Genomic DNA, 21,738 nt, shown 5'->3' on the forward strand with positions numbered 1-21,738 from the left:
GATGCAGGGGTGACCGGGCCTTTGCTGTTTCGGCTGTATCAGACGTCGAGGTTATCGACCTGGCGGGCATGTTCCTGAATGAAGCGGAAGCGCAGTTCCGCCTTGCGGCCCATCAGGTGTTCCACGCGCTCCAGCGTCAGCGCCCTGTCCTCGGGCGGGGTGATGACCTTCAGCAGGGTGCGGTGCCTTGGGTCCATGGTGGTCTGCTTCAGGTCACCCGGCGGCATTTCACCAAGGCCCTTGAAGCGCGAGACCTCGACCTTGCTGTTGGGCTTGAAATCCTTCTTCATCTTCCGCTCACGGTCGGCGTCATCCATGGCGTACACACTCTTGCCGCCCTGTGTCAGGCGATACAGCGGCGGCTGGGCCAGGTACAGGTGTCCGCCCCGGATCAGGCCGGGCAGTTCACGATAGAAGAACGTCATGAGCAGCGAGGCGATATGCGCCCCGTCCACATCCGCGTCGGTCATGATGATGATGCGGCCATAACGCAGCTTGGTTGCGTCATAGCGCTCCCCCATGCCACAGCCCAGTGCTTCCACCAGGTCGCGCAGTTCCTGGTTGCCACGCAGCTTTTCGGTCGAGGCGCTGGCAACGTTCAGGATCTTGCCCCGCAGCGGCAGGACTGCCTGCGTTTCCCGGTTGCGGGCCTGCTTGGCGGACCCACCCGCCGAATCTCCCTCGACCAGGAAGATTTCGGTTTCAGCCGCGTTTTCGCGCGTGCAGTCCGTAAGCTTGCCCGGCAGGCGCAGGCGACGGGTCGCGCTTTTGCGCGGGGTTTCCTTCTGTTCCTTGCGGCGCAGGCGTTCCTCGGCGCGTTCGACCACAAAGGCCAGCAGGTTGTCCGCCTGTTGCGGGTTGCCCGCCAGCCAGTGGTCGAAGCGGTCGCGCAATGCGGTCTCGACCAGCTTGCTGGCCTCGCTGCTGGTCAGTTTTTCCTTGGTCTGGCCCTGGAACTGAGGGTCACGGATAAAGACCGACAGCTTGGCGGCGATGCAGCCCATGATATCATCGGCGTTGATGCTGGCCGCGCGCTTGTTGGCGCGCTGTTCGCCCCAGTTGCGCAGGCCCTTGAGCAGCGCGTTGCGAAAGCCCGTCTCATGCGTGCCGCCATTGGGCGTGGGAATGGTGTTGCAGTAGGACGCAAGGGCGGCCGTGCCCTGTTCCACAAAGGCGATGGCCCATTCCATGCGGCCCGTATCCGCCCCGTCGGGGCCGGTGGGCAGGTCCGCATCGCCCGACCACAGATCGGTCAGCAGGGCGGCCTTGTCGCCCAGTTCGTCACGCAGGCTGTCCGCCAGCCCGCCGGGGAAGTGCAGGACCGCTTCCGCCGGGACCTCATCATTCTTTATCAGGGACGGATCGCATGACCAGCGGATGGTCACGCCACGGAACAGGAACGCCTTGGACCGGCATAGCCGGTACAGCCGCAGGGGCGAAAAGTGCAGTCGCCCGAAAATCTGCGGGTCGGGGGTAAAGCGGATCTGCGTGCCGCGCCGGTTGTTGACCGGGCCGATCTTTTCAACGCCGCTCAGCGGGTGGCCGCGTTCATAGACCTGCCGCCACAGTTCGCGGTCACGCGCGATCTCGACTTCCATGCGTGACGCCAGCGCGTTGACCACTGACGACCCCACGCCATGCAGGCCGCCCGACGTGGCATAGGCCTTGCCCGAAAACTTGCCGCCCGCGTGCAGCGTGGTCAGGATGACCTCCAGTGCCGAACGGTCGGGAAAACGCGGGTGCGGGTCCACCGGAATGCCGCGCCCGTTGTCGCGTATGGTCAGGCGGTCCCCGGCTTCCAGTGTCACGTCAATGGTGGTGGCGTGGCCGGCCACGGCCTCGTCCATCGCGTTGTCAAGGATTTCGGAGGCGAGGTGGTGGTACGCCGTCTCGTCCGTGCCGCCGATATACATGCCCGGACGGCGGCGCACGGGTTCCAGCCCCTCCAGCACTTCGATGGCGCTGGCGTCATAGGTATCGGGGCCGTTCTTGGCGTTATCTGGCATGGGGTCAGCGGAAACCTTGCGTCGGGTGGGCCTGGCAGAGCCTGCAGGGGCGGAAAAAAGATCGTCGTTCATGAAGCGTTCTTTTGTTCTGTCGGATCGCGTCCTGTCAAGCCGTAAGGCCCTGCACGCGGCATGGACTATGCCTGCACTTGCGGGCATGAAAAAGGCCGGACACGGGTCCGGCCATATATTTCTTCATGCCCGTGTGGTGGCTGGCAGCCTAGCTGCGGACCGTGCGGCGGGCCGGGCCGCGGCTGCGCGTGCTGGCGGCCGGGCGGTTGGGCGCGGTGCAGGTCAGGTAGGACGCGGGCTGGAGGATATCCTTCGCCTGGGCATAGTTGGACAGGTCGGCGGTGCTTTCGAGCACCAGTACCTCATCGAACATGGACATGCGCTGCTGGCAGAAGGCGGTGCCGGATTTCAGGCCACGTTCGGACTGCACGTTGGCAAGCTGCGTGATGTAGTCATCATGCTGGCGCTGCGAGTTGCGGCCGTAGGTGCTGTTGAAATAGCTGTTGAGGACATGCTCCTCCGACGCCAGCTTGGTGCGGAATTTCATGATAAAGCTGTTGTACTTGTCCTGCGCGCCGCATGACAGGGCCGTTACCATCAACTCGCTTTTCAGGCCCTGCACATCAAACGCCTCATGCGCGGGGGAGGGGGAGCAGGGGCCGGCAGCCAGTGCCTGCCCGCCATTAACCAGCCCCACAAGGGCAAGGGCAGCAGCGCCAGCGCGCCAGATCGACATGGACATCAGGACGGGTTCTCCAGATATTGGGGCAGTTGCCAACGGGGAATGCACGGACCCCGCATATTCCGGCAGGAATGAAATCCGGATCAGGTCTATAGCGCAAACCGGCAGTCGCCAAAAGGGAGGGATATCAACCCACGTTCAAAAAGATGCGTTAAGATGGCGGCGTGGGATGACAGCGCCCCCCGGGGCGGGTATGCCACAGGGGCAGGGCTTGTCCGCTTGCGTAAAAGGACCAACGGGTCTTTCCCGCCGGGGTGCGTTGCTCTACAGCATATGCCAAAGCGGTTAGCCGTTGTGCCGATCCAGACCGTTACGGGACGGCGCGGGCGAAACTGTCCTGATAACGGGTATGTATCAAATACAGCGGAGCTGACGAGTGCGACTGCGACTGTCTGCAATCATGATGACGACGGGCATTCTGCTCGCCGGATGTGACAACAAACCGGCCGTGAACCTTGGTGGGATCGGCGGAACCCCCAATCCCTACAATTACATGAAGGCATCGGGGCAGTGCCAGGTGACCGGCCCCACTGCCGCGGGCAAGGACACCAGGGCCGCCAGCATGCAGGTGCGCAGCGATGACGGGTACTGCGCGATCGAGACGCGTGTTTCCGCAGGCCACCCCTATGCCTCGTTCGGCGTGTCCCCGGCGCCCGAGCATGGCAAGGCGTTTATCTACAACTATAACGATCACACTTATGTGACGTACACGCCCAACACCGCCTATTCCGGCGAGGACAGGTTCCGCGTCGTGCTGATTACGGGTGAAAAGCAGCCGCGCGAATACCTGGACGTGACGGCCAGCGTCACCGCCCCTGCCGTAGGCACGGCGAAATAATCCGGTATCCCGGCCCTGACCGGGTCGGGACACGCATCATTGCGTATCCCGGTCCGTAATCAGATGGAAAAGGTGATGGGTTCGGGCAGCGGGCGGCGCATGCCGGCATGTTCGGCCCGGCGCACCAGGTCATCCAGGCTGATCTTGCGACATTCCTCATCCAGCATGGTGTCGAATTCCTGCCAGCAGGGTTCGACCACCTTCTGGAACAGCCCGCCGATCGGGCCGTCATCCGTATTGTCTTCCGCCGTGATGACGGACAGGATATCCGACAGCAGGATATCACGCCGGGGGCGGCCCAGCCGGTAGCCGCCTCGCGGCCCGCGCACGCTTTCCAGCAGGCCGGAACGCGACAGCGTCTGCAATAGCGGTTCGATCCCGCGCCGGGCCAGACCCGCGCGTTCGGCAATGTCGGCCGCGCTGATGGTGCCGTTACGCCCCGCGTGAAAGGCTACATCTAGCATGATCAGGATAGCGATCATGGTCCTGTCCCGCCGGAGCAGCATATCGTTCAGCCTCGCTTTGAATGGATTTGGTAACCAGCCCGCTTCATTTACCAGCAATCCCCCGATTGATCCACGCTTCTGTTAAGGAGGATGGTGGATTATGTACAGACTGTATGCGTGAATAGGCCATTTCCGCAACAAGGAGTGATAACGAATGAAAAAGACCACCCCGCCAGATCGCACATATGGTTTTGCAGCGCCGCGCGGCAGGGTTTACGACTCCATTGTCGATACGGTGGGGGGGACGCCGCTGGTCGCGCTGCCGCATCTGACGCGTGAGGATGGGTTGCAGGGCCGGGTTCTGATGAAGCTGGAATTTTTCAATCCACTCGGCTCGGTCAAGGACCGTATTGGCGCGGCCATGATCGAGGATGCGGAAAGCCGGGGGGAAATCCATCCGGGCAAGACCACGCTGGTGGAACCGACTTCGGGCAATACGGGCATTTCACTGGCGTTTGTCGCCGCCGCCCGGGGGTATCGCCTGATTGTCACCATGCCCGAAGGGGCATCGATCGAACGGCGCAAGATGCTGCGGCTGCTGGATGCGCAGCTTGAACTGACGCCATCGCGCCTGGGCATGGCGGGCGCCATCGCGCGCGCCGAGGAAATCCTTGAAAAGACCCCCAATGCATGGATGCCGCGCCAGTTTGACAATCCCGCCAACCCGGCCATCCACGCCGCGACCACGGCCGAGGAAATCTGGGCCGATACGGCGGGCGAGGTCGATATCGTGGTGGCCGGGCTGGGCACGGGGGGGACGGCCAGCGGCATCGCGCATGGCCTGAAGCCGCGCAAGAAAAGCCTGCAGGTCTATGGTGTCGAACCGATGGAAAGCGCCATCCTGAACGGTGATGAGCCAGGACCGCACGGCATTCAGGGCATCGGGCCGGGATTCTGTCCCCGGACACTGGACCTGGCGGCCCTTGATGGCGTGATCCCCGTCTCGGAACGCGAGGCCATCGCAGCCGCCCGCCGGTGCGCCCGGCTGGATGGGGTGCCGGTGGGCATTTCATCAGGGGCCGCGCTGCATGCGGCCGTGCAACTGGCGGCACAGCCCGAAAACGCGGGCAAGACCATCGTGACCATCGCGCCGTCCTTTGCCGAACGCTACCTGTCCACCTCGCTCTTTACCGGGCTGGTCTGATCCACCCCATCAGCGCGGGCCTGCTGGCCCCGCGCATATGAAAAAAGCGGCTGCCCACGGGGCGCCGCTTTTTTCTTTTCCATGGCCAGACGGGACAGTGCGGGATCAGTGCAGGATGATCTCGACGCGGCGATTCTGTGCCTCGCGCGTGTTGGCCGCAGTCTGGACCAGCGGGTTGCTGTCGCCAAAGCCATGGATGTCGATGGCCGGTCCCGGCACGCCGTCACGCACCAGTTCCGCCTTGATGACCTGCGCCCGCTTGAGCGATAGCGCCTGATTGTATTTTTCACCCTGCGGGCCGGGATGGCTTGCCGAATTGTCGGTATAGCCGTTGACCTCGATCCGGGTGGTCTGGGTATTGGTCGATGCCTGTGCGGCGACCGCCACGATGGAACGGGCGCGGTCGGTCAGGTCGCTGCGGTCCCAGTCAAAGAACACGAGATAGGTCCGGTTTTCAGCCGGTGCCGGTGCCGCGACGGAAGTGGGCGCCGGCGGTGGCGGGGGGGCGGGATTGAACTCATACCGCAGCCCCAGCATCAGCGAATGGTTGAAATCGGTCCGGCTGTCGCGGTTGCCGTTGCGGAAGCCGTAATCGCTGTTCATGGCCGACAGGGCCGTGGAACTGCCACTGACGATGGAATGGTGCGACTGCGGGCCAAGCATGGTCCAGAACCGGTATTCCGCCGTGGCCGACAGGCCCACCGCAAACGGCATGGGGAAGGACAGGCCAAAAATGCCCTGATAGGCGAAGTTGCCGTACGTGCCCCCGACATGCTGGCTGTAGTTCTGCCCGCCCACGTTGCCGGTAATGGTGCTGTTCATGTTCTGCCAGCCGTAACCGATACCCGCGCCGAAATACGGGAACAGCCAGCTTTTGCCGATATCAAGGTCGAACAGGGCGTTGGCCATAAGTCCCGATGTCTGCTGCCGGCCATCCGCACGGGCATTATAGGCGGCATTGCCGCCCACCGTCTTCATGTCGTTGCTGCGGTAGAAGCCTTCCAGTTCGACACGGAATCCGTTGCCCAGACCCCAGCCAAGGCTGCCGATGCCCGTGCCCCCTGTCTTGAACTCATCACGCGCGGAGGAATGACGTATGACCTGTCCCTGGTTGAAGCTCGCACCGCCAGCGCCTGAAATATACAGGCCCTGGACGGGCTGGGCGAATACCGGGGTGGAGACCAGTACGGATCCCAGGGTAACCGAGGCAGCCAATAAAGACCCTGCAAGCAATCCGTCCCGCAGATTCATACTCTTCTTCTCCCTTCGACGGGCCTCTTCCGGCATGTCGGCCCGGTCGGGTGCACGTGCCCTATTCCCTGGAATGATCAGCATCAGCTTTCTTTTGCTGAAAGAAACCAGCCCTGACAATCCATTGCCGCCACCTTATCGGTCGCTTTGGGCTGACGCGCCAACTGGCGCACCTGAGTGTGTGCAAGATGCCACACCCCTGTCCGGTCCGGTTTCACTGTTTTTCAATCCTGCGGAAACACGTCTTTCATATCAACTTTGCTTCAAACGGTGGCGTCAGATCCGGTGTGTCGAATTCAAGAACCCATAAATCCGGGTCCCGTTCCATCTGTCTTGTAACATAGGCATCCACACCGGCCTGATCTACAGCCGCCTCCCCTGTAGCGCGGAACCATGCCCGCCGTCCATCGGGGGTGCGGGTCTGGGCCAGCACGGACATGTGTCCACCGCGTCCCAGCAGCACGACCAGAACGCCGCCCGCGTCATCATCGCCATGGTGCAGCACCATGCCCGGATTTCCCGTTTGTCCAGCCTGGCGCAGCATTGCCTTGACCCAGATGCCGGTTTTCAGACGTGCGTCTTCCATTGGGGTGGACTTCTCCGGTAATGCAGAAAAACAGCGGGAGGTATGCAGGAATAGCACGCTTTCCCGCGTAGTTGTGACTTACCCGCCACCGGGCGGGGCCGCCCCTTCCTCGGGTATGGTGGACAGGGCGGCATGGTACTCGACCGGGTTGTCCAGCAGGGAATGGGCGGCATCAAGGTCGCCATCGGTGCCGATCGCGGCAGGGCAGGCCTTGCGGATGGTCAGGATGCGCGCCAGGTCCACGGGATAGCGGACCTGGCGGGCGGCCGCGATCCATTCCCGGCTGTCGGCAGCGCCTTCGGCCAGGTTCTGCAACTGGCGCACCAGTTCGCTTTCCCCCAGGCTGGTGCAGACCTGCGGCATGACCCCCAGCCCCTGCAGCGGCCAGCCCAGCGGCGCCAGCACGCGACTCCATGTCACGAACAGTTCCGCCCCGTTGGGCATCTGGCCGATGGTCTGCACCAGCCCCTTGCCCAGCGTGGCGCTGCCTATGACCACGCCGCGCTTCTGGTCGGCCAGGGCGGCGGCCAGGATCTCGGCGGCGCTGGCGGTCCGGCCATCGACCAGGACGATGATGGGCAAGCCATTGGTCATGTCGCCCCCCTGCACGGCCCAGACATGGTTGGCCTGCGGGTCACGCCCCTGTGTTATGGCCGCCACGCCATGGTCCAGCATCAGGGCGGACGTGGTGACCGCCTGCTGCAGCACGCCGCCGCGGTTGCCGCGCAGGTCGATGATCAGGCCCGAAATGCCGGGCACGTTCATTGCCTCGTCCAGGTACTGGCTCATTTCCTCCGCCGTGTTGGCGGAAAAGGCGGTGATATGCAGAACGACATGCTTGCCGCTGGTATAGGCGAAGACGGTTTCGGGCGGCGTGGAGGCCCGGTGCAGGGTGACCGTGCTCCGCCGTCCCTTCGACTCCACCGTTATGTGGACAAGGCTGCCATTGGGGCCGTTGAGCCATGAGGTCACGGTATCAAGGCTGCGGGAGTCGGTGGACCGTCCATTGATCGCGCGCACGATCTGGCCCGCCGCAAGGCTGGTTGGCCATGCGGGGCCGTTCGCGTTGACGGCGGTGATGATGATGGCGTGGTGGTCCAGCCCCAGCGTCAGGCCCGCCGTGGCCTCCCCCCCGGTGCGGATGCTGCGGTCCGATACGGCCGCCCCCGGCGGGACGTAGCGTGAATACGGGTCAAGGTGGTTGAACAGTTCATCAAAGAATCCCTGCAGCACGCCATCCTGTCCCGTGCTGCGCATGGCGGGGGAATGGTGCCACGCCACATCCAGTATGCGGGTGATGGCGGCACTCCACCCCGCTACGTCATCCGGCGCGGGAACAGGCAGGGCGAGGACGGTTTTTTGTGTCGCGGCCAGTTGCAGGAAGCCGTGCTGTTCCTCGATGCTCAGCGACGGGTCCAGCGCGCTCAGCCCGTTCAGCCCCCACAGCGCGAAGTCACGGATCTCGTGGCTGTCCAGCGTACGGGGCTGCAGGAATGACAGGCTCGCCTGTATGACCGAGGAAATGACCCCAAGGTCCATGCTGGCGGCATCGGCCGTGTCCATGCTGTCTTCATGCATGGGGGGCTGGGGCGTGGGGGTGCGCGGGGTTGCGGGCATGTCATCGGCGCAGGCGGCCGTTGTCAGCCGGATGATGACCAGCAGCAGGACGATGGTGTCACGCGGGATATGCCCGAGCGTGGAAATGCGGCGACGCCACGCGCTGGCGTTTTCCCGCCCCGTGGCCTGCGGGCGCAGGATGATGACCGGAAACCGGCTGCGTTTCATGTCCGCCGCCTGCGGTGGCTGGGTGGGGCATCGGGCAGTGCCAGCAGGACTGTCCCCCGGATGGCGCATGCTTCTTCTATCCGTACGCGCAGGGCCTGACCGGGGCGGAATACCATGGTCGTTTCGCGTGCGGCCAGTGTCTGCGTTTTTTCGTCATGATGCCATTGATCTTCCGGCAGGGCAGACATGGGCAGCAGCGCGGAGGTGCCGGTTGCATCCAGTACGGTGAAAATGCCGAATCGCGACAGGCTGGATATATGCGCGTCCATGACCGTGCCCACGCGGGCCTGCAGCCACGTGGCGGCGTAGCGTTCCAGTGTTTCGCGTTCGGCCTGTGCCGCGCGGCGTTCGGTGCGGGTAATGGCGATACCCGCTTCCTCCAGTTCGTCATGGCTGGGGGCGGGGCCAGGTTCCAGGCCTGTGGCCACCAGCAGGGCGCGGTGGGTCAGCAGGTCGGCATAACGGCGGATCGGGCTGGTGAAATGGGCATAGGCCGGAAGGGACAGGCCAAAATGCCCGACCGGTTCGGGGCTGTATTCCGCCTGGTTCTGCGCGCGCAGGATCAGTTCGTTCACCAGCCCGGCCTGATCGGTCTCGCGTACCTGGCGCAGCACATGGTCAAGGTCGGCGGCGCGCAGGCTGCCCACCGGCGGCAGCTTCAGGCCCATGGTGTCCAGCGCGCGGCGCAGGCTTTCCAGCCGTTCGGGCGTGGGGGGCGCGTGGATGCGGTACAGGCAGGGCAGGTGCCGTGCTTCCAGGCAGCGGGCGGCGGCGACATTGGCCGCGATCATGAACTCCTCGACCAGACGGTGGCTGTCGAGGCGGATGCGCGGCTGGATGGCTGCGATCCGCCCATGGTCATCCAGCCGCACCAGCCGTTCGGGCAGTTCAAGGTCCAGCGTGCCGCGCAGCACCCGTGCCGCCGACAGGCACCGCCATGCCCCGAACAGGCTGTCCAGCAGCCCGTCGGGCAGGCTGGCGATGGTGGCGTCCGGTGCGCCGTCCCGTGCTTCCTGCACCTGTTCATAGGTCAGGCGGGCGGCGCTGCGCATGATGCCGCGCCCGAAGCGGGCATTGCTGATGGCGCCGTCGGGTGCGACATCCATGTTGACGAACAGGCAGCCCCGGTCTTCCCCCGGTCGCAGCGAACACCACCCGTTGGACAGGTCCTCGGGCAGCATGGGGATCACCCGGTCGGGAAAATAGACCGAATTGCCCCGCAGGCGGGCCTCTCGGTCCAGCGCGCTATCCGGGCGCACGTACCATGCGACATCCGCGATGGCGACGGTAATGCGGAAACCCTCGCCATCGGGTTCGGCATAGACCGCGTCGTCAAAATCGCGTGCATCCGCGCCATCAATGGTGACCAGCGGCATGTCGCGCAGGTCGGTGCGCCCCTGTGCGGCCACGCCACGGGCGGCCCTTGCCTGCGCCAGCGCCGCGGCGGGGAAGACATGCGGGATGCCCAGCATGGCCACCGCGATCATGCTTATGGTCCGGGCGTCCCCCTGCGGGCCAAGGCGTTCGATGATCCGCGCGGGGTGCAGCCCCGGCCCGGACTGGGGCAGGGGGGTGGCGATGACGATTTCGTTGTCCGGGCTGTCCGCATCCTCGCCCATGGGAATGACCCATTGCGCCTTCGCCCGCCGGTCGGCGGGGGTCAGGATGCCGGCCGGGCGGTAGCGGGCGGGTGCGGACGCCATGGGGTCGGCGCCGTCCAGGGTGCGGAACAGGCCCACGACCTGCATCGGCGCGTCGGTCAGGCGGCGCAGCGTGCGGCCTTCATATTTGCCCGGTCCGATGCGGCGCAGGCGGGCGACCACGCGTTCGCCCGGGGCAAGGGCTGTGCGGCCCCGCAGTTCGGGGTGCATGAAGACGACGGGGGCATGGCCTTCGCCATCCCACTGCACGGGACGCGCGATGGGATCGCCATCCGCATCCGTGCCGGTCACCTGCACGACCATGGATTCGGGCAGCCGGTCCGAGACACGGAAGCGTCGCGCGCCCGCAGGGGCCAGCGTGCCATCCAGCGCCATGTCGCGCAGCATCTGCCGCAGGGCCTGTTTGTGTTCCGGCCCCAGCCCGAATTCCCGGCTGATCTCGCGCTTGCCGATCCGCCCGGTGGCGTTTTCGATAAACGCACGAAGCTGTTCACGATCCGGCAGGCCGCCCGCACGGGCCTGTGGCGTGCCCGTGGGCAGGGGGTCCGGCATCTCGGAAGTTGCTGGACGCTGCCGTTTCATGATCAGTCGGTCTCGCTTTCGCTCTTGGCCGGCGTGGCCTTCTTGCGGGTCGTGGTCTTGCGCGTGGCTGTTTTGGCCACCGTCTTGGTCGCGGCCTTGCGCGGGGCCGCCTTTTTCTTCGGTGCGGGCTTCGCGTCTTCCGCGCCTTCCGTCCCCTCGGCCGCCTTGGCCCTGGTCTTGCGGGCGGCGGGCTTGCGGGTGGTGGCCGCCTTCTTGCCCTTGGCCTTCAGCGGCTTGCCCTTTTCGGTCAGCAGCGCCACCGCCTCGTCCATGGTGACATCGTTCATGTCCTGCCCGCGCGGCACGGTGGCCACGATGGAGCCGTGCTGCACATACGGGCCAAAGCGGCCCTTGCGCACCATGACCGGCTCGCCATCCTTGGGGTGGGGACCAATGGTGCGGATGGAGGCCAGCTTTTTCGCCAGTGCGTCCACCGCGCGGTTCAGGCCCACGGTCAGGACATCATCATCCTTGTCCAGCGAACCATAGACCGCGCCCATTTTCACATATGGCCCGAAGCGGCCCAGGCCGGCCTCGATCGGCTCACCCAGTTCGGGGTGGATGCCCACGATGCGCGGCAGGGACAAAAGGCCCACCGCCTGTTCCAGCGTGATCTTGTCGCCATCCAGCCCGCGCGGGATGGTGGCGCGCTTCGGCTTGGCCTTCTTGTCCTCGGGGTCGGGTTCGCCCTGCTGCACGTACAGGCCCCACGGGCCACGGCGCACGGTCACTTCCTCGCCGGTGGGGGCATTGCCCAGCACGCGCATGCCGTCCTTCAGCGATTCCGCGTCCTCGCCCTCCTTGGAGGGATCGACCACCAGTTTGCGGGTGTACTGGCAGGTGGGATAGTTGGAACAGCCAATGAAGGCCCCGTAACGCCCCAGCTTCAGCCCCAGACGCCCCGTGCCGCATGCGGTACACACGCGCGGGTCCTGCCCGTCCTCGCGCTGCGGGAAGAAATAGGGGGCAAGGTCCGCATCCAGCGCCGTGATGACGTCGGAGATTTTCAGGTCCTTGGTCTGGTCCACCGCGTGCGAGAAATCGGACCAGAACGCGGACATCACGTCGCGCCAGTTGGCCCGTCCGCCGGAGATGTCATCAAGCTGTTCCTCCAGCCCCGCCGTGAACTGCGTATCGACATAGCGTTCAAAGAAGGAGGTCAGGAAGGCCGTGACCAGCCGCCCGCGATCCTCGGGCACGAATCGCCGGTTTTCAAGCTGCACGTAATTGCGGTCGCGCAGCACCGTCAGGATGGAGGCGTAGGTGGAGGGACGGCCGATGCCGATTTCCTCCATCTTCTTCACCAGCGACGCTTCCGAATAACGTGGCGGCGGCTGGGTGAAGTGCTGTTCCGCCGTGACCTCGCCCCGCCCGATGGCGTCGCGTTCCTTCATGGCGGGCAGCATCCGGTCCTGGTCATCATCCGTTCTGGCGGGCGAATCGTCGCGGCCTTCGCTGTACAGGCGCAGGAAACCGTCGAATGCGATCATGGACCCGGTGGCGCGCAGGGTGACGCGCTGCTGGCGGTCCACGATATCGACCGCGACCTGGTCCAGTTCGGCCGACTGCATCTGGCTGGCGACCGAGCGCTTCCAGATCAGGTCATACAGCTTCTTCTGTTCGGGCGAAAGGTAGCGCGCCATGTCGGCCGGCGTGCGGCGCACGTCGGTCGGGCGGATGGCTTCATGCGCTTCCTGCGCGTTCTTGGCCTTGGTGGAATAGATGCGGGCCTTTTCGGGCACGTACTGGTCGCCAAAGCTGTGGCCGATATGGCTGCGGATGGCGCTGATGGCCTCGCCCGCCATCTGCACGCCGTCGGTTCGCATGTAGGTGATCAGGCCGACCGTCTCGCCACCGATATCAATGCCTTCATAAAGCTGCTGGGCGGTGCGCATGGCTACCTGCGCGCCCATGCCCAGCTTGCGCGATGCTTCCTGCTGCATGGTCGATGTGGTGAAGGGCGGCGGCGGGTTGCGCCGGACCTTGCGGCGTTCGACCTTTTCAACGCTGAAGTCGCCGGCTTCCACCGCCGCCTTGGCGTCCATGGCGCGCGCTTCGTCATTCAGGTCGAACTGGTCCAGCTTGTGCCCGTCCAGATGGGTCAGGCGCGCGGAGAACGCCGCCCCCCCCGGCGTGGTCATCCGCGCGATGACCGACCAGTATTCACGTGGCTTGAAGACCTCGATCTCCGCCTCGCGCTCGCAGATCAGGCGCAGGGCGACCGACTGCACGCGGCCCGCGCTGCGCGATCCGGGCAGCTTGCGCCACAGCACCGGCGACAGCGTAAAGCCCACGAGATAGTCCAGCGCGCGACGGGCAAGGTATGCCTCGATCAGCGGGAAATCCAGCCCGCGCGGGTGCGCCATCGCGGTCTTGATGGCGCTTTTGGTAATTTCATTGAAGGTGACGCGCTGCACGTCGATCCCCTTGAGGAGGTTCTTTTCCTCCAGGATCGCGCGCACATGCCACGAAATGGCCTCGCCCTCACGGTCGGGGTCAGTGGCAAGGTAAAGGTGCTTGGCCCCACGCAGCGCCTTGGCGATGGCCGCGATCTGGCGGCTGCCGCGCTCGTCGGTTTCCCACACCATGGCAAAGCCTTCGTCGGGCTTGACGCTGCCATCCTTGGGCGGCAGGTCGCGCACATGCCCGAACGAGGCAAGAACCGTGTAGTTGTCACCCAGATACTTATTGATCGTTTTCGCCTTGGCTGGCGATTCGACCACCACGACGTCAGTCATTCTGTCTCCGGATCACGATTCTAGAACCTTGTATAATCCCGGCTGTCAGGCGGGGGGTGGACGCCGCACGACCATATCCCCCGCAAGGAATTCGATCGTGCCCGCAATCTCCATTTCCGACAGGACGGTCAGGACTGCTGCTGTCGAGAACTGGCAGCGCCGTACGAGATCGTCAACAGGCGATGGCGTGAAAGATAGAAAACCCTCTATCATTTCATGCAGGTTGTCCGTTCCCGCTGGTGGTGGCGCAGGCGGCGGCGCGGGCATGGCCCGTGGCGGGGTTTCGTGGCGCGGGGCAGCCCCACGCACCGCCAGGGCCGGGGGTGGCGCCTGCATGGGGAACAGCGTGGTTTCTTCCATGAATTCAGGCAGTTCACGCAGGATATCGCGTTCGTTTTCCGTCAGCACCGCGCCCTGGCGCAACAGGTCGTTGCTGCCATGGCAGCGCGGGTCCAGCGGCGATCCGGGCACGGCGAATATGGTGCGGTCATAGTCCAGCGCCATGCGCGCGGTAATCAGGCTGCCTGAACGCAGTGCGGCCTCGATCACGACGCAACCCAGCCCCAGCCCCGCGATCAGCCGGTTGCGGCGCGGGAAATGCCGGGCCTGCGGCACCGTGCCCAGCGGCGCTTCGGTCACAACCGCGCCAGTCCGCGCGATCTGGTCCTGCAGGGCGTCATGTTCAGGCGGATAGGGGCAGTCCAGCCCACCCGCGATGGCCGCAACCGTGCGTCCCGCCGTCATCGCGCCCCGATGGGCTGCGGCGTCGATCCCGCGGGCCAGCCCCGATATCGTGTCCACGCCGTGGGCGGCCAGCAATGCGGCCAGGCTTTCCGCCATGCGGACGCCGCCCGATGACGCATTGCGCCCGCCCACGATGCCAACCATGCGATTCGCCAGCAATGCGGGATCGCCCAGCACGCTCAGTACCGGCGGCGCGTCATGCAGGCGGCCCAGCAGGGGCGGGTAGCCGGGCTGCCCATGCACCAGCAGGTGCGCGCCCATGGCCTGCAGGTGGTCGATTTCGCGCAGCGCGTCATCACGCGGGCAAAGTGTGCCGATGCTGCGGCTTATGCGGGTCGCGCCGCGTTCAAGCATGTCGAGTGCCGCATGCACGCTGCCATGCGTGCGGACAAGGCGGCGGTAGGCGACCGGGCCGATGCCGTCCGTCCGTGCCAGCCGCAGGCAGGCCAGCACCGTTGCGGCATCGGGCGCGGTCATGCGCCTTTCTGGCCGATCCGTGGTTCCGTGCCCTTCAGCAGGCGGATGATGTTGGCATGGTGGCGGATCAGGATCATCACCGCGATCAGGCAGCCCGCGACATAGGCGGGCGAGGAAAAGTCAATCCGTCCCGGCCGGATCATGAGCAGCGGCAGGGCGGCGAAGGCAATGATCGCGCCCGCTGATGAAATGCGCGTGACTTTGGCGAAGATCAGCCACAGCGCGCAGCAGCACAAGCCCACGCCGGGCATGAGCGCCAGTATGCAGCCCAGCCCGGTCGCGACTCCCTTGCCGCCACGGAATTTCAGCCATACGGGAAAGCAGTGCCCCGCCACGGCAAAGATCGCGGCCAGCGATTCGGCGGCCAGCGTGTGGAACGGGCACAGCACGAAGGCGCAGAAAACCGCGAATGCCCCCTTCGTGCCATCCAGCGCCAGCGTGCCCGCCGCCAGCCCCTTGCGCCCGGTGCGCAGCACGTTGGTGGCCCCGATATTGCCCGACCCGATCTTGCGGATGTCCCCGTTGCCCGACAGCGCCGTCAGCACCAGCCCGAAGGGGATGCTGCCAATCAGGTAGGACAGGAAGGCCACCGCCGCCATAAGCGGCAGGTCATAGGTGGGGATGCCGTATATCATGCGGCGGCGGCCCCGAAGACGCGCCGCCCGTTCTTCCATGTGCCCAGCACGCGGCCTTCCAGCGCGCGACCGTCAAAGGGGGTGTTCTGGGCCTTGCCCGGCAGTTCGCCCGCCCGCACGATCCAGCCCGTATCGGGGTTGAACAGGCACAGGTCGGCAGGTTTGCCCGCGCCCAGCGTCCCGGCTGCGCTGCGCAGCACGGATGCAGGGCGGTTGGTCAGCAGGCCCAGGGCGTCCATCATGCCGATATTGCCCGCATGTACCTGCGCCAGGGTTACGGCCAGCAGCGTGCACAGCCCCGTTCCCCCGGCGGCGGCCACGGCAAAGGGCTGGCGCTTGTCATCCGCGTCACAGGGCATGTGGTCGGATGCGATGGCGTCGATCGTGCCATCGGCCAGCGCCGCGCACACCGCCCGGCGGTCCGCTTCCGCCCGCAGCGGCGGCGACAGCTTGGCATAGGTGCGGAAGTCCCCGATCACGGTTTCGTTCAGGTCGAAATACGGCGGCGCGGTATCGCAGCTCACCCTGACGCCATCGGCCTTGGCCGCGCGGATCAGGTCCAGCCCCTCGGCGGTGGAGACATGGCCGAAATGCAGCCGGCCGCCGGTCATGCGCGCAAGGCGGAGGTCACGGGCGATCAGGATCGCCTCGGCCGCCGCCGGAATGCCCGGCAGGCCAAGGCGCGTGGCCAGTTCGCCATCGGTCGCGCACCCCCCGCGCGCCAGTGACGGGTCTTCGGGGTGCTGGACGATCAGCGCATCGAACCCGCGCGCATAGGTCAACATCTGCCGCATGGTGCGGCTGTCGGCAATGGCGTGGGGGCCATCGGTAAAGGCAATGGCGCCCGCTTCGGCCAGCAGGCCGATTTCCGCCATTTCCGTGCCGGCGCATTCCCGCGTCAGCGCGCCATAGGGCAGGATGTCGATCATGCCCGTTTCCTCGCCGCGCGCGCGCAGCAGGCGGGCAAGGGCGGGGTTGTCTATGGTCGGGCTGGTATTGGGCAGCACGGCGATGGTGGTGATGCCACCGGCAACCGCGGCCTTTGCGGCAGACAGCACCGTTTCGCGGTATTCATAGCCGGGTTCGCCAATCGTCACCCGCATGTCCACCAGGCCGGGACACAGGACGAGCTGGCCGCCGCCATCAACAATTTCAGCCCCTTCCGGCGCACCTTCGGCCTGCGGCAGGTCGGTGCCGGCAATCACGCCGTCGCGCACCAGCAGGCGGCCGGGCCGGTCGAGGCTGCCTGCGGGATCGATCAGGCGGACGTTTTCAAACAGGACCGGCTTCATGCGCCATCTCCCCCACGTGAGAGGATGTCCAGAACCGCCATGCGCACGGCAACCCCCATTTCCACCTGTTCGCGGATCACGCTTTGGTCGGAATCGGCAACACGGCTGTCAATTTCCACGCCCCGGTTCATCGGCCCGGGATGCATGACCAGCGCGTGCGGCTTCGCCAGCGCGAGGCGTTTGTTATCCAGCCCGTAGAAGCGGAAATACTCGCGCGCGCTGGGCACCTGCGTACCCTTCATGCGTTCGCGCTGCACGCGCAGCATCATCACCACGTCCACCCCGCGCAGCCCGTCTTCCATCGTGTGGTGGATGCTGACCCCCAGCGCCCCGATGGCGCCGGGCACCAGTGTCGGCGGCCCCACCACGCGCACCTGGCAGCCCATGGCGGTCAGCAGGTGGATGTTGGACCGTGCGACGCGGCTGTGGCTGACATCACCGCATATGGCGATGGTCAGCCCCTCGAACACGCCAAAATGGCGGCGGATGGTCAGCGCGTCCAGCAACGCCTGTGTCGGGTGTTCGTGCGTGCCGTCACCGGCGTTGACCACGCTGGCCTGCACCTTCTGCGCCAGCAGGGCAGGGGCGCCGGACTGCGAATGGCGCACCACCAGCAGGTCGGTATGCATGGCGTTCAGGGTGGCTGCCGTATCGAGCAGCGTCTCGCCCTTGTTGACCGAGGAACTGGCGACCGTCATGTTCACCACATCCGCGCCCAGCCGCTTGCCCGCCAGCTCGAACGATGTGCGGGTGCGGGTGCTGTCCTCGAAAAACAGGTTGATCAGCGTGCGTCCGCGCAGCAGGTCGCGCGGGGTTTTGCGCGACCGGTTGAGCAGGGCGTAATGTTCCGCCAGGTCAAGAAAGGGCGTGATCCGGGCGGGATGCATGCCCTGCACGCCCAGCAGGTGGCGCGCGGGCCGGGTCAGGAAGACATTGCTGCCATGGCTGCCGCGCTCACTCATGGGCGGCAACCGCGTTGATGCGGGCCAGCACCTCGTCCCGGCCAAGGGCGGCCAGCGTGTCATCGATACCGGGCGACATGGTGCTGCCGGTCACGGCGGCGCGCAGGGGCTGGGCCACCTTGCCCAGCTTCATTTCATGCGTTTCGGCAAACTGGCGCAGGGTCGCGTCGATGCCTTCCCTGTCAAACGGCTCCGTCGCCTTCAGGGCTTCGGCCAGCCTGCCCAGCATGGCGCGGTTTTCGGGCGTCAGCTGCTTTTCGGCCTTGGGGTCGAACGCAAGCGGCAGCGAACGGCCAAGGAAGGCGGCGTTATCCGCCAGTTCCACCAGCGTCTTCGCGCGTTCCTTCAGCCCCGGCATGAGGGCCAGCACCCTGGCCCGCGTGGCGTCGGAGGTATCGACCCCCTCCATCTTGCCCAGGCGTTCCATCACGTCATGGGTCAGGCGCGTGTCATCGGCCTGGCGCAGCCACACGCCATTGATGTGCAGCAGCTTGGCGTAATCCATGCGTGAGGGCGAGCGGCCCACGCCGTCAAGGTCGAACAGTTTGATCTGTTCCTCACGCGACAGGATCTCGGCATCGCCGTGGCCCCAGCCAAGGCGCAGCAGGTAGTTGTCCAGCGCTTCGGGCAGGTAGCCCATGTCACGGAATTCAACCACCGACTGCGCCCCGTGCCGCTTGGACAGCTTGGCCCCGTCCGGCCCGTGGATCAGCGGCAGATGGGCGAAATGCGGCTGGTCCCAGCCCATGGCGCGGTAGATCATGGCCTGGCGGAAGGTGTTGGTCAGGTGGTCATCGCCACGGATTACGTGGGTGATGTCCATGTCATGGTCATCCACCACCACCGCAAGCTGGTAGACCGGGGTGCCGTCGGCGCGCAGGATGATCATGTCATCCAGTTCGGCATTGGCCACGCGCACGTCGCCCTGCACCAGGTCGTGGATGGTGGTCTCGCCTTCACGCGGGGCCTTGATGCGGATGGTGTAGGGGGTATTGGGGGGGGCTTCGGACGGGTCGCGGTCACGCCACATGCCATTGTAGCGGGGGGGACGACCCTCGGCCATCGCCTTCTCGCGCATTGCCTTCAGCTCATCGGCCGTGCAGTAGCAGCGGTAGGCCAGTCCCTTTTCCAGCAGCTCATGCGCCACTTCGGTATGGCGCGCCTGCCGGGTGGACTGGAACACCGGCTTTTCGTCCGGGTGGATATCCATCCACGCCAGTCCGTCGAACAGCACATCGACCGCCTGCTGGGTCGAGCGTTCTCGGTCGGTATCCTCGATCCTGAGCAGGAACTGGCCGCCATGGTGGCGGGCATAGAGGAAATTGAAAAGGGCGGCACGGGCGTTGCCGATATGCAGCAGGCCGGTGGGGCTGGGAGCGAAGCGCGTACGGACAGTCATGAGCCGGTTCTTTAGCATGTTTTCGCCCTGCTGACAGGGGGCAGTCTGGCCTGTGTGCCATCCGGGCCGGTAGGGTGTGCATTCCGGCCACGCATGGGCATGGCCGCGCCATGGGTGCAGATCATGACGGGGGTTGTCCTGCCACGCCAGCATATTGACCGCGTCCGGGCCGGACTGTCGCGCATGAAGGCGGGTACCAGCACATGGCTGTGGGGGCAGCATGCGCGCTTCGTGTTGTGGCTGCCCGCCCTTATGGCAGCGGGTGCCGCCCTGTATTTCACGCTGTCGTGGGAACCATCGGCCATCTGGGCGTGGGCGGCCGCCATGGTGGTCGCCGGGTGCATGGCCGCGCGGCTGCTATGGGGCACGGGGCTGCCGGTGCGCATGGGCTGTGGCGTGGTGGGGGCGTGCGCGGCCGGGGCGCTGGTGGCCTGGGTGCAGGCGCATCACATGCCGCCCTTTCCCGACCTGCCGCGCCGGGCGGTGCATCTGGCGGGGCGCGTGCTGGATGTGGAGGCGCAGGCCCAGCGTGATGGCGCGCAGGCATGGCGGGTGCGGCTGGCGGATGTCCGCTTCCTTGATGGTATCAATACCGGCATGCCACCGCTACGTCGTGTGCTGGTGTTGCGGCTGCGGCCCGATGATGCATGCGTTCCGGTGCCCGGTGATACGCTGCTGGCGCGCGTGATGCTCTCGCCCCCGGCCTTTCCCGCCGTGCCGGGGGGGTATGATGCCCAGCGCCGCGCCTGGTTTGACGGGCGTGCGGGCAATGCGCGCGCGCTGGATGGGGTGACATGCCGGCATGGCCATGCCCCGTCCGGGCTGTCCGCGCGCATCGCCACCCTGCGCCAGGCCATGGACGCGCGGATTCGCATGGCCCTGCCGGGCGATCGCGGCGCTATCGCCGCGACCGTGCTGGTCGGCGCGGACGGGGCGATTGCACCCGGCGTGCGGGGTGCCTTTGCCGATGCGGGGCTGGCCCACCTGCTGGCCGTTGCCGGGCTGCACCTTGCCATTGTCATGGGACTGGTCATGGCGGGCGCGCGCATGGGGCTGGCGCTGTCCGAACGCGCGGCGCTGTTCTGGCCGTGCCGGCAGATCGCGGCGGCCTGCGCGCTGCTGGCCGGTGGGGGATATGTCATCATCACCGGCGCGCACCTGCCGGCGCAGCGCAGCCTGTTCATGGCGGGGCTTGCGGTCGTGGCGCTGATGGCGGGCAGGCGCGTGGTGTCGATGCGGGCGCTGGCGGTGGCGGTAGCCATCCTGCTGTGCCTGAATGCGGAAGACGTGGCCGAACTGCCATTGCAGATGTCGGCTGCGGCGGTCATGGCGCTGATTGCCGGCTTCGATGCGCTGCGCCCGTACCTGTCGGCATGGGAACATGACGTGACGTGGTGGCGCAGGACGGGCGCGCGGCTTGCCCATCCCCTGCTGGCCAGCGTGCTGGCGGGCAGTGCGTGCATTCCCGTGGGCATGGCGCATTTCGGCACGGTGCAGCCGTGGTTCATGCTGGCCAACCTGCTGGCGGTGCCGCTCATGTCGGTGTGGATCATGCCGTGGGGACTGGCGGCCTGTATGCTGATGCCGCTGGGGTGGGAAAGGCTGGCGCTGGCGCCCATGGGGTGGGGGATCGGGGTGGTGGCGTGGCTGGCGCGGCAGGTGGCCTGTCTTCCGGTCGCGCATATCGGGGTGCCCGCCATCGGCAATGGCGGGCTGGCGCTGTTCTTTGCCGGGTTATGCTGGCTGTGCCTGTGGGGTGGATGGGGGCGGTTGCCGGGATTCGTGCCGGTCGCGCTGGCGCTGCTATCGCCGTGGTGGGGTGCGCAACCCGTGGTGATGGTGTCGCCGGATGCTCGCATGGCGGGCGTTGTCAGCGGGCATATGCTGCTGACCGGTCCCGCCGCGCACCCCGATCCGTTCATTTTACGGGAATGGCAGCGTGTGACGGGGCTGGATGCAGGCGTGTTGCCCGATGATGCGGGGCAGGGGCCGTTATCGTGTCAGGGTGGCGCATGCCGCGTGCGGGAACACGATGGGGATATCCTGCTGCTGCTTTCCGCACGGGGGCCGGGTCGCGGGTTGTGCCGCGATGCCCGCATGGTGGTGAACCTGTGGGCGCAGGGCAGCTGTCCCGGCGCGGCGGTAATCGGGCGTTTCGACATATGGCGCAATGGGGCCTATGCCCTGTATCCCGACCGGGCAGGTGGTGTCAGGGCACTGTCTGACCGGCAGGTGCGCGGGGCGCGGCCGTGGGTCATGCGGCCTGGCGGGGCGGGCGTGCCTGACCTGCCCATGGCCCGGGCGGAATAGGATCGATTGTACGTTTGCGTGCGGACCATCGCCCCAACTTGGCGAAAGGCAGGTTCTATCCAGGAAAG

The 21,738-nt window shown here is 66.0% G+C and carries 16 protein-coding genes; 3 read left to right on the forward strand and 13 right to left on the reverse strand.

What is annotated here, in order from left to right; all coding sequences use genetic code 11:
• Nucleotides 1-38: 38 nt before the first annotated feature.
• Both parE and CFR76_RS08935 read right to left on the reverse strand, forming a co-directional pair.
• Nucleotides 39-2,078 carry a DNA topoisomerase IV subunit B gene (gene parE / locus CFR76_RS08930; protein WP_110556815.1) on the reverse strand — a complete coding sequence of 680 codons (2,040 nt, stop codon included), beginning with the start codon at nucleotides 2,076-2,078 and terminating at the stop codon, nucleotides 39-41.
• Nucleotides 2,079-2,226: 148 nt separating this feature from the next.
• Nucleotides 2,227-2,760 carry a hypothetical protein gene (locus tag CFR76_RS08935; protein WP_110556816.1) on the reverse strand — a complete coding sequence of 178 codons (534 nt, stop codon included), beginning with the start codon at nucleotides 2,758-2,760 and terminating at the stop codon, nucleotides 2,227-2,229.
• Nucleotides 2,761-3,160: 400 nt separating this feature from the next.
• Between CFR76_RS08935 and CFR76_RS08940 the strand changes: the two genes are divergently transcribed.
• Nucleotides 3,161-3,598 carry a hypothetical protein gene (locus CFR76_RS08940; RefSeq protein WP_110556817.1) on the forward strand — a complete coding sequence of 146 codons (438 nt, stop codon included), beginning with the start codon at nucleotides 3,161-3,163 and terminating at the stop codon, nucleotides 3,596-3,598.
• 59 nt (nucleotides 3,599-3,657) lie between these two features.
• On the opposite strand, the gene CFR76_RS08945 is transcribed toward CFR76_RS08940, so the two are convergent.
• Nucleotides 3,658-4,104, reverse strand: a complete 447-nt coding sequence (locus CFR76_RS08945) for an RrF2 family transcriptional regulator (protein ID WP_026018474.1) — start codon at nucleotides 4,102-4,104, stop codon at nucleotides 3,658-3,660.
• 154 nt (nucleotides 4,105-4,258) lie between these two features.
• Here CFR76_RS08945 and cysK point away from each other — a divergent pair, with 154 nt between their 5' ends.
• Nucleotides 4,259-5,248 (forward strand): cysteine synthase A, encoded by a 990-nt coding sequence (gene cysK, locus CFR76_RS08950; protein ID WP_110556818.1) that lies wholly within the window; start codon nucleotides 4,259-4,261, stop codon nucleotides 5,246-5,248.
• A gap of 105 nt (nucleotides 5,249-5,353) precedes the next feature.
• Here the strand turns inward: cysK and CFR76_RS08955 are convergent, their stop codons facing one another.
• The 10 genes from CFR76_RS08955 to gltX all read right to left on the reverse strand — a co-directional run bounded on the left by CFR76_RS08955 (nucleotide 5,354) and on the right by gltX (nucleotide 19,360).
• Nucleotides 5,354-6,499, reverse strand: coding sequence for an OmpA family protein (locus CFR76_RS08955; RefSeq protein ID WP_167402089.1), 1,146 nt, complete (start codon nucleotides 6,497-6,499; stop codon nucleotides 5,354-5,356).
• Nucleotides 6,500-6,746: 247 nt separating this feature from the next.
• Complete coding sequence (locus tag CFR76_RS08960) at nucleotides 6,747-7,085, reverse strand: DUF1491 family protein (protein WP_110556820.1); 339 nt, start codon at nucleotides 7,083-7,085, stop codon at nucleotides 6,747-6,749.
• A gap of 78 nt (nucleotides 7,086-7,163) precedes the next feature.
• On the reverse strand, nucleotides 7,164-8,870 hold the full coding sequence (locus CFR76_RS08965; protein WP_110556821.1) for a S41 family peptidase: 1,707 nt from the start codon (nucleotides 8,868-8,870) through the stop codon (nucleotides 7,164-7,166).
• A complete protein-coding gene (locus CFR76_RS08970; protein ID WP_110556822.1) occupies nucleotides 8,867-11,083 on the reverse strand; it encodes a ribonuclease R family protein in 2,217 nt (738 codons plus the stop codon). The genes CFR76_RS08965 and CFR76_RS08970 overlap by 4 nt, the downstream gene beginning before the upstream one ends.
• A 32-nt stretch (nucleotides 11,084-11,115) precedes the next feature.
• Nucleotides 11,116-13,851, reverse strand: coding sequence for a type I DNA topoisomerase (topA, locus tag CFR76_RS08975; protein WP_110556823.1), 2,736 nt, complete (start codon nucleotides 13,849-13,851; stop codon nucleotides 11,116-11,118).
• A gap of 45 nt (nucleotides 13,852-13,896) precedes the next feature.
• Nucleotides 13,897-15,072, reverse strand: coding sequence for a DNA-processing protein DprA (gene dprA, locus CFR76_RS08980; RefSeq protein ID WP_110556824.1), 1,176 nt, complete (start codon nucleotides 15,070-15,072; stop codon nucleotides 13,897-13,899).
• A complete protein-coding gene (gene plsY, locus CFR76_RS08985) occupies nucleotides 15,069-15,707 on the reverse strand; it encodes a glycerol-3-phosphate 1-O-acyltransferase PlsY (protein ID WP_110556844.1) in 639 nt (212 codons plus the stop codon). Before plsY ends, dprA begins: the two co-directional genes overlap by 4 nt.
• The gene (locus tag CFR76_RS08990; protein WP_110556825.1) at nucleotides 15,704-16,999 is read right to left on the reverse strand and encodes a dihydroorotase; all 1,296 of its coding nucleotides are present in this window, start codon (nucleotides 16,997-16,999) and stop codon (nucleotides 15,704-15,706) included. The genes plsY and CFR76_RS08990 overlap by 4 nt, the downstream gene beginning before the upstream one ends.
• The gene (locus CFR76_RS08995; protein WP_025439293.1) at nucleotides 16,996-17,961 is read right to left on the reverse strand and encodes an aspartate carbamoyltransferase catalytic subunit; all 966 of its coding nucleotides are present in this window, start codon (nucleotides 17,959-17,961) and stop codon (nucleotides 16,996-16,998) included. The genes CFR76_RS08990 and CFR76_RS08995 overlap by 4 nt, the downstream gene beginning before the upstream one ends.
• A complete protein-coding gene (gene gltX, locus CFR76_RS09000; protein WP_110556826.1) occupies nucleotides 17,954-19,360 on the reverse strand; it encodes a glutamate--tRNA ligase in 1,407 nt (468 codons plus the stop codon). Before gltX ends, CFR76_RS08995 begins: the two co-directional genes overlap by 8 nt.
• A 114-nt stretch (nucleotides 19,361-19,474) precedes the next feature.
• Between gltX and CFR76_RS09005 the strand changes: the two genes are divergently transcribed.
• Nucleotides 19,475-21,670: a ComEC/Rec2 family competence protein gene (locus CFR76_RS09005; RefSeq protein WP_110556845.1), complete on the forward strand. Its 2,196-nt coding sequence runs from the start codon at nucleotides 19,475-19,477 to the stop codon at nucleotides 21,668-21,670.
• Nucleotides 21,671-21,738 lie beyond the last annotated feature (68 nt).

The sequence above is a fragment of the Komagataeibacter swingsii genome, assembly GCF_003207895.1.
Lineage (GTDB): Bacteria > Pseudomonadota > Alphaproteobacteria > Acetobacterales > Acetobacteraceae > Komagataeibacter > Komagataeibacter swingsii.